The 8,076-nt window shown below is 66.8% G+C and carries 7 protein-coding genes; 3 read left to right on the top strand and 4 right to left on the bottom strand.

Features of this window, described 5'->3' with window-relative positions; genetic code table 11:
- Window positions 1-15: 15 nt before the first annotated feature.
- The 3 genes from N7367_RS18970 to ahpC all read right to left on the bottom strand — a co-directional run bounded on the left by N7367_RS18970 (window position 16) and on the right by ahpC (window position 3,444).
- Complete coding sequence (locus N7367_RS18970; RefSeq protein WP_065175982.1) at window positions 16-981, bottom strand: LysR substrate-binding domain-containing protein; 966 nt, start codon at window positions 979-981, stop codon at window positions 16-18.
- 84 nt (window positions 982-1,065) lie between these two features.
- Window positions 1,066-2,658, bottom strand: coding sequence for an alkyl hydroperoxide reductase subunit F (gene ahpF / locus N7367_RS18965; RefSeq protein ID WP_053519116.1), 1,593 nt, complete (start codon window positions 2,656-2,658; stop codon window positions 1,066-1,068).
- Between the two features lie 222 nt (window positions 2,659-2,880).
- On the bottom strand, window positions 2,881-3,444 hold the full coding sequence (gene ahpC, locus N7367_RS18960) for an alkyl hydroperoxide reductase subunit C (protein ID WP_005408159.1): 564 nt from the start codon (window positions 3,442-3,444) through the stop codon (window positions 2,881-2,883).
- 322 nt (window positions 3,445-3,766) lie between these two features.
- On the opposite strand from ahpC, the gene prmC reads away from it, so the two are divergent.
- Together prmC and pip are read left to right on the top strand one after the other, a co-directional pair.
- A complete protein-coding gene (gene prmC / locus N7367_RS18955) occupies window positions 3,767-4,624 on the top strand; it encodes a peptide chain release factor N(5)-glutamine methyltransferase (RefSeq protein WP_279943007.1) in 858 nt (285 codons plus the stop codon).
- 48 nt (window positions 4,625-4,672) lie between these two features.
- Window positions 4,673-5,614: a prolyl aminopeptidase gene (pip, locus tag N7367_RS18950; RefSeq protein ID WP_065175985.1), complete on the top strand. Its 942-nt coding sequence runs from the start codon at window positions 4,673-4,675 to the stop codon at window positions 5,612-5,614.
- A gap of 78 nt (window positions 5,615-5,692) precedes the next feature.
- Here pip and N7367_RS18945 read toward each other — a convergent pair whose 3' ends face one another.
- Complete coding sequence (locus N7367_RS18945) at window positions 5,693-6,577, bottom strand: LysR family transcriptional regulator (RefSeq protein WP_065182851.1); 885 nt, start codon at window positions 6,575-6,577, stop codon at window positions 5,693-5,695.
- 105 nt (window positions 6,578-6,682) lie between these two features.
- On the opposite strand from N7367_RS18945, the gene N7367_RS18940 reads away from it, so the two are divergent.
- The coding region (locus tag N7367_RS18940; RefSeq protein WP_279943006.1) for an MFS transporter at window positions 6,683-8,076 on the top strand (1,394 nt) is incomplete at its 3' end.

Below are 8,076 nucleotides of genomic sequence, written 5' to 3'. Positions count from 1 at the left end.
GGGGACGCGGGGCCGTCAGCCGTTCAGCGCGGGGCCGGAAAGGCTGGCCGGATCGGCGGCCGTGCCATTGGCGGCTTCCAGCGTGAACAGCGCATGCGGCAGGCGCTTGAACTGGCTGGCCAGCTCCATCAGGAAGTCATTCATCGCCGAGCTGCGGCGCCAGACCATCGCAATACGGCGGCTGGGCCGGCCCTCGCCGATGAAATCGAGCAGGCGGATGTTGTTCGAGCGCGGGACGGGGGGCTGCACCGACAGGCTCGGCAGCAATGTGATGCCGACATCGGCGGCGACCATCTGCCGCAATGTTTCCAGGCTGGTGGCGCGGAACTCGGATTTCTCGTTGGCGCCGAACAGCCGGCACACTTCCAGCGCCTGGTCGCGCAGGCAATGGCCGTCTTCCAGCAGCAGCAGCTTCTGCGTGGCCAGTTCCTGCACATCCAGATGGGCGCGCTGGGCGAGCGGATGGCGACCGGAAACGGCCAACAGGAACGGCTCCTCGAACAGGAACTCGGCGTGCAGCTGATCGTCGATCACCGGCAGTGCCAGCAGCGCGGCATCGAGCTTGCCTTCGCGCAGGCGCTCCAGCAGTACATCGCTCTTCTCTTCGACCAGCAGCAGTTCCAGTTCCGGGAAACGTTCGCGGATGCGCGGGATCACATGCGGCAACAGGTACGGGCCCAGGGTCGGGAAGATTCCCAGGCGCACCGTGCCGGCTTCCGGATCGCGGCTGCGCCGTGCCGCTTCCTTCAGCTGCTCCACCTCGGACACGATCACCCGCGCCCGTGCAGCGGCTTCCTGGCCGGCCGGCGTCAGCATCACCTTGCGGGGGGCCCGCTCGACCAGCGGCAGGCCCAGCTCTTCTTCCAGCTTGCGGATCTGGGTGGACAACGTGGGCTGGCTGACGAAGCACGACGCGGCAGCCCGACCGAAATGCTTGTGGTCGGCCAGGGCTACCAGGTACTTCAGATCGCGTAGATTCATCCTCACATCCCAGGGATAACGGACCGGCTGGCGGCGTGGTCACCCCGCAGCTGACAATGCTCCCGGCAACCCGGGAGCAGTGGATCAGGCAGCTTCGGCAACGGCCCCGCTGCTCTTGCTCACCGACGAGCGGATCAGGTGATCGAACGCGCTCAGTGCGGCGGTCGAGCCGGCGCCCATGGCGATGATGATCTGCTTGTAGGGTACCGTCGTGCAATCACCTGCGGCGAACACGCCGGGCACACTGGTCTGGCCACGGTCGTCGATGACGATCTCGCCGCGCGGCGACAGCGCCACGGTGTCCTTCAGCCACTCGGTGTTGGGCAGCAGGCCGATCTGCACGAAGATGCCTTCCAGCTCCACGCGGTGGGCGTCGCCACCGATGCGGTCCTTGTAGACCAGCCCGGTGACCCGGCTGCCATCGCCCAGCACTTCAGTGGTCTGGGCGCTGGTCAGCACGGTCACATTGCCGAGGCTGCGAAGCTTCTTCTGCAGCACCTCATCGGCGCGCAGGCTGGAATCGAATTCCAGCAGGGTTACATGCGACACGATGCCGGCCAGATCGATGGCAGCTTCAACGCCGGAGTTGCCACCACCGATCACCGCCACGCGCTTGCCCTTGAACAGCGGGCCATCGCAGTGCGGGCAGTAGGCCACCCCCTTGTTGCGGTACTGCTCTTCGCCCGGCACATTCATCTGCCGCCAGCGCGCACCGGTGGACAGGATCACCGAACGCGACTTCAGCACCGCGCCGTTTTCCAGCTGCACCTGTACCAGCCCATCGTCGCCGGCCGGCACCAGCGCGGTGGCGCGCTGCAGATCCATGATGTCCACGTCGTACTCGCGCACATGCTGCTCCAGCGCGGTGGCGAGCTTCGGGCCTTCGGTCTCCTTGACCGAGATGAAGTTCTCGATGGCCATGGTGTCCAGTACCTGGCCGCCGAAGCGCTCGGCGGCGATGCCGGTGCGGATGCCCTTGCGCGCGGCGTAGATCGCTGCGGCCGCGCCAGCCGGGCCGCCGCCCACCACCAGCACGTCGAAGGCCTGCTTGGCGGCGATCTTCTCTGCGTCGCGCTTGCTGGCGTTGGTATCCAGCTTGGCCACAATCTGTTCGAGCGTCATCCGGCCCTGGTCGAAGACTTCACCGTTGAGATACACGGTCGGCACCGACATGATCTCGCGCTTCTCCACTTCCTCCTGGAACAGCGCGCCGTCGATGGCCACGTGCTGGATGCGCGGGTTGAGCACCGCGGCCAGGTTCAGCGCCTGCACCACGTCCGGGCAGTTCTGGCAGGACAGGGAGAAATAGGTCTCGAACCGGTACTCGCCTTCCAGGCTCTGCACCTGCTCGATCAGTTCGGCGGTGGCCTTGGACGGATGACCGCCCACCTGCAGCAGCGCCAGCACCAGCGAGGTGAATTCATGACCCATCGGCAGGCCGGCGAAGGTCAGGTGGATGTCCTGGCCGGGCGTGCCCAGGTCGAACGAAGGCACGCGGCCCTGGCCATCACGCAGCACCTGCAGCGAGATGCTGTCGGACAGGCTTTCCAGGGTCTGCAGCAGTTCCAGCATTTCCCGCGACTTGTCGCCGTCGTCGGCATGCGCGGTGATCTGGATGGGGCGGGTCACGCGCTCCAGATAGGTCTTCAGCTGCGACTGCAGGTTGGCGTCCAACATCGGGTCTTCTCCTGGCTTCAGGCAAACAGGGGGCGTGGCACCGCTGTAGAAGGTAGCGGACCAGCAGGGGGTAGGGGTGAACCCAAGACAGCGACCGTGGAAGGGGCTGGCTGGCCGCGACGGGCCGGCGATGGCTGTCTTGGGTTCACCCCCACGCCGGCGATGCCGCCGGCATGGAGATGGGCCTGCCGTGGCGTGGGGCCACGGCGTGCCGGTGCTGCGTTAGATCTTGCCGACCAGGTCCAGCGACGGGGTCAGGGTCTTCTCGCCTTCCTTCCACTTCGCCGGGCACACCTGGTTCGGGTTGGCGGCGGTGAACTGGGCGGCCTTCAGCTTGCGCAGGGTCTCGGAGACGTCGCGGGCGATCTCGTTGGAGTGGATCTCCAGGGTCTTGATCACGCCTTCCGGATTGATGATGAAGGTGCCGCGCAGGGCCAGGCCCTCTTCCGGAATGTGCACGCCGAAGGCATTGGTCAGCTGGTGGGTCGGGTCGCCGACCAGCGGGAACTGGGCCTTGCCGACGGCCGGCGAGGTTTCGTGCCACACCTTGTGCGAGAAGTGCGTGTCGGTGGTGACGATGTAGACCTCAGCGCCAGCCTTCTTGAACTCGGCGTAGTGGTCGGCGGCGTCTTCGATCTCGGTCGGGCAGTTGAAGGTGAATGCAGCCGGCATGAAGATCAGGACGGACCACTGGCCCTTCAGGCTGGCATCGGAAACCTTGATGAACTCGCCGTTGTGGTAGGCGTTGGCTTCAAACGGCTGGATCTGGGTATTGATGAGGGACATCATTTTTCCTCTGGGTGAAGGGAGTGGGTGAATCGACAGGAGCTAGGTTACCGGCTCAGTTGCGATAAGAACAATCCATTGATTGCATCTATTTGATAGATACAGCCTATCAAATTGCCATGAGCCCGCACTGAACCTTGCGTCCCTCATCCTGCAACTGCCTGTGTGACAAGGAAAATCGCCAGGGACGCGTGAAGAGGGCTGATAGCCCCTCCTTATGCCCGCGGGCGAAACCTGAACGGATTCCAGCTTTTGTAGAGCCGAGCCCATGCTCGGCTGTTCCAGAAGCAGCCGAGCATGGGCTCGGCTCTACAATTGCGGAATGTCTTCCCCAACCCAACCCTCCCTGCGCCAGGTGGTGGCCGACGCCAGCGCCCGCCTGGGCGGCATCGACGCCCGCCACGAAGCCGAGCTGCTGTTGCTGCATGTGCTGGAGCGTCCACGCAGCTGGCTGTTCGCCCATGCGACCGATCCGCTGCCGGCAACGGCGCAGGCTGCCTTCGAGGCGCTGCTGGCGCGTCGCGCCGCCGGTGAGCCGGTGGCCTACCTGACCGGCCGGCGCGGGTTCTGGACGCTTGATCTGCAGGTCGATGCGGCGACCCTCATCCCGCGTCCGGAAACCGAACTGCTGGTGGAGCTGGCGCTGGAACGCCTGCCATCGGACCGCCCGCTGTCCGTGGCCGACCTCGGGACCGGCAGTGGTGCGATCGCCCTGGCCCTGGCCAGCGAGCGGCCGCTGGCACAGGTGCTGGCCACCGATGCCAGCCCCGGTGCACTGGCCATGGCTGCGCGCAATGCCGCCCACCATGAACTGCGCAACGTGCGTTTCGCTGAAGGCGGACAGGACTGGTACGCACCGCTGCAGGGCGCGCGCTTCGCACTGATTGCCAGCAATCCGCCCTACATCGCCAGCGATGACCCGCATCTGCAGCAGGGCGACCTGCGGTTCGAGCCGGCCAGCGCACTGGCGTCCGGCATCGACGGACTGGACGACATCCGCCGCATCGTCGCAGGCGCGCCCGAACACCTGCAGCCGGCGGGCTGGCTGCTGATCGAGCACGGCTGGGACCAGGGCGCGGCGATCCGCACGCTGTTCGATGCGGCCGGTTTCGCCGACGTGCAGACCCAGCAGGACCTTGAGCAGCGTGATCGGGTCACCCTCGGCCGGCGACCGGCCTAGAATGGGGGTTCTCCTGCCCCGGCAGGGCATCACCCTGGAGCTGCAAGCATGCGTACGCTGTACCCCGCCATCACCCCCTATGACGTCGGCACCCTGAAGGTCGACGACCGCCACACGCTGTACTTCGAGCAGTGCGGCAATCCGGATGGCAAGCCGGTGGTGATGCTGCACGGCGGTCCGGGCGGCGGTTGCAGCGACAAGATGCGCCAGTTCCATGACCCGGCGAAGTACCGCATCATCCTGTTCGACCAGCGCGGTGCCGGCCGTTCCACGCCGCATGCGGATCTGGTGGACAACACCACCTGGGACCTCGTCGCCGATATCGAGCGGCTGCGCGAGCATCTGAACGTCGACCGCTGGCAGGTGTTCGGTGGTAGCTGGGGGTCAACCCTGGCGCTGGCCTACGCCGAAACCCATCCGCAGCGCGTCACCGAACTGGTTCTGCGCGGCATCTTCATGCTCCGCCGCTGGGAGCTGGAGTGGTTCTACCAGGAAGGCGCCAACCGCCTGTTCCCCGATGCATGGGAGCACTATCTGAAGCCCATTCCGGTGGTTGAACGCCATGACCTGATCTCGGCGTTCCACCGTCGCCTGACCAGTGAAGACGAGGCGACCCGCCTGGAAGCAGCCAAGGCCTGGGCCGTGTGGGAGGGTGCGACCAGCTTCCTGCATGTGGATGACGACTTCATCAACAGCCACGAAGACCCGCATTTCGCGCTGGCCTTTGCCCGTATCGAGAACCACTACTTCGTCAATGGTGGCTTCTTCGAGGTGGAAGACCAGCTGCTGCGCGACGCGCACCGCATCGCCGACATCCCGGGCGTGATCGTGCATGGCCGCTACGACGTGGTGTGCCCGCTCGCCAATGCCTGGGACCTGACCAAGGTGTGGCCGAAGGCGAAGCTGGAAATCACCCCGGCATCGGGCCACTCCGCGTTCGAAGCGGAGAATGTCGACGCGCTGGTGCGCGCCACGGACAGCTTCGCGTAACCCGCCGGTAGCGCCGGGCCACGCCCGGCGGCATCGCGATCTGTTGCCGCGGTTTGACTCGCCGGGCATGGCCCGGTGCTACCAGTCCCCTGCAAGCAGCGCGTCGGCCAGCACCTGCAGCTTCGGCGAGTGCTGGCGCGAAGGTGGGTAGATCAAAGAGAGTTCGCGGCTGCGGCCTTCATACGGTTGCAGCACGCGCAGCAGACGGCCGTCGGCCAAGGCGTCGGCCACGGCGAAATCCATTACCTGCACGATGCCGATGCCGGCGATGGCGGCTTCCACCAATGGGTCGCCGCTGTCGAACACCATCCGCGTCGGTGGCGTGAACTCGCGCAGCTGGCCGTCCTGAAGGAACTGCCAGTCCACCAGGCGGCCACTGCGCAGGTTGCGCACGGCCAGGCAGGCATGCCCCGCCAGTGCGGCCACATCGCCCGGTGCACCGCGCCGGGCGAGGTAGTCCGGGCTGGCGACGGTCACCCAGCGCAGCGGTCGCAGGGGCCGGGCGACGATGCGCTGGTCGGCGATGGTGCCGGTACGCAGCGCGGCGTCGAACCCCTCTTCGACCAGGTCGACCAGGCGATCGCTGAGCACGGCTTCGACCTGCAGTTGTGAATGGCGCTCCAGCAGCGGCGCCAGCAGGGGCACCAGCACCTTGCGGCCGAACATCGACGGCGCACTGATCTTCAGCGTGCCCGACGGCGTGCAGGGGCGATCGGCAAGCTGCCGTTCCGCGTCCTCCAGTCCGCACAGCAGTGGCGCGACCTGTTCTACAAACTGGCGCCCATCCGGGGTCAATGCCACGTTGCGCGTGTTCCGCTGCAGCAGCTTCACGCCCAGGTCCACCTCGAGCCGGCTGATCGCGCGCGACAGCCCGGACTGGCTCAGGCCGAGCTGGCCGGCAGCGACGGTGAAGCTGCGTGCTTCGGCCACCTGCACCAGCATGCGCACCGCGTTGAGGTCCATCGATGATCCACTCATGCAGAAAATCATGACAGATATGGCGGGTGAGGGGTTTATTGATTCCGCTGCATCAATGAGACTGCGCTCCCCCTTCAGTCCAGACCATCGATGGCTCCCCTCAAATACCCGCGCTGGGCACTGACCCTGCTGGCCACCGCCCAGCTGATCATCGCCCTGGATGCCACCATCATCTTTGTCGCGCTGCATGACATGGGCCGCGCGCTGCAGATCAACGCGCAGCAGCTGCAATGGGTGGTCAGTGCCTACACCGTGGCTTTCGGCGGCAGCCTGCTGCTGGGCGGGCGTGCCGCCGACCTGATCGGCCGCCGCCGCTTCTACCGCCTGGGCATGCTGTTGTTCGCGGTGGCATCGCTGCTCGGCGCGCTGGCGCCGAATGCGGGCCTGTTGATCATCGCGCGCGCAGCGCAGGGCATCGGTGCCGCGCTGCTGTTCCCGGCAACGCTGGCCCTGATCAACACGCTGTATGAAGAAGGCCCGGCCCGCAACCGCGCGCTGGCGATCTGGAGCATGGCCAGTGCAGTGGGTCTTGCCTTGGGTACGCTGCTCGGTGGCGTACTCACCCAGGCCTTCGGCTGGCCGGCCGTGCTGGCGGTGATCGTGCCGCTGGCCACCGCGTGCGCGCTTGCCGCCGGTGCGTGGCTGCCGCCCGATGCTTGGCGCCCGCAGGGCCGTTCGTTCGATCTGGCCGGCTGCATCACCGTGACCCTGGGTGGCAGCCTGCTGGTGACCACGCTGGTACAAGGCCCCGAATGGGGGTGGACGGCGCCCGTCACGCTGGGCTGCCTGGTGCTGTCGATACTGATCCTGTTCGCGTTCGTGCAGATCGAGCTGCGCAGCCGCGATCCACTGATGCAGTTCGCGCTGCTGCGCCTGCCGGGCCTTCGTGCCGCCCTCGGCCTGACCTTCGCTTTCATGAGCAGCTACGGTGTGCAGTACTACTTCATGGCGCTGTACTTCCAGGACGGCTACGGCTGGAGTCCGCTGCAGGCCGGCCTGGCATTCCTGCCGGCCACGGCGGTGTGCACCGTGGGCATCCAGCTTGCCGAGTGGACGCTGCAGCGCTGGAGCGCGCGCAGGGTGCTGGTGATCGGCAACCTGGCCGGTGCCGTCGGCATCGCCTGGGTGGCGGCGGCACTGCCGCATGCCTCGAATTTCTGGCCATTGCTGCCGGGCGTGGTGGTGTTGAGCATCGGCCAGGGCATGACCTGGACCGCGATGTGGATCGTGGCGGGTCAGGGCGTGCCGGCGGCGCAGCAGGGCGTGGCGTCGGGCATGGCGGCCACCGCACAGCAGATCGGCGGTGCGCTGGGCCTGGCGGTACTGGTGATGGTGGCCAACGCCGACGTGGCAGCTGCCGGCTCTCCGGATGCGCTGACCGGGCTGGTGCGTGCGGAGTACGGCGCCGCAGTGTTTGCACTGCTCGGCGTGGTCATCGCGCTGGCCCTGCGCCCGGCGCCGGTCGCCCCGGCGGTCCCCGCCTG

The sequence above is a fragment of the Stenotrophomonas sp. GD04145 genome (assembly GCF_029835135.1).
Lineage (GTDB): Bacteria > Pseudomonadota > Gammaproteobacteria > Xanthomonadales > Xanthomonadaceae > Stenotrophomonas > Stenotrophomonas maltophilia_P.
Note: the sequence above shows the minus strand (reverse complement) of the source record. Positions and strands in the feature narration are given on the sequence as shown.

Coding starts and splice junctions, on each gene's coding strand:
- N7367_RS18970 (WP_065175982.1), bottom strand. CDS start 981: ATGAATCTACGCGATCTGAAGTACCTGGTAGCCCTGGCCGACCACAAG.
- ahpF (WP_053519116.1), bottom strand. CDS start 2,658: ATGTTGGACGCCAACCTGCAGTCGCAGCTGAAGACCTATCTGGAGCGC.
- ahpC (WP_005408159.1), bottom strand. CDS start 3,444: ATGTCCCTCATCAATACCCAGATCCAGCCGTTTGAAGCCAACGCCTAC.
- prmC (WP_279943007.1), top strand. CDS start 3,767: ATGTCTTCCCCAACCCAACCCTCCCTGCGCCAGGTGGTGGCCGACGCC.
- pip (WP_065175985.1), top strand. CDS start 4,673: ATGCGTACGCTGTACCCCGCCATCACCCCCTATGACGTCGGCACCCTG.
- N7367_RS18945 (WP_065182851.1), bottom strand. CDS start 6,577: ATGGACCTCAACGCGGTGCGCATGCTGGTGCAGGTGGCCGAAGCACGC.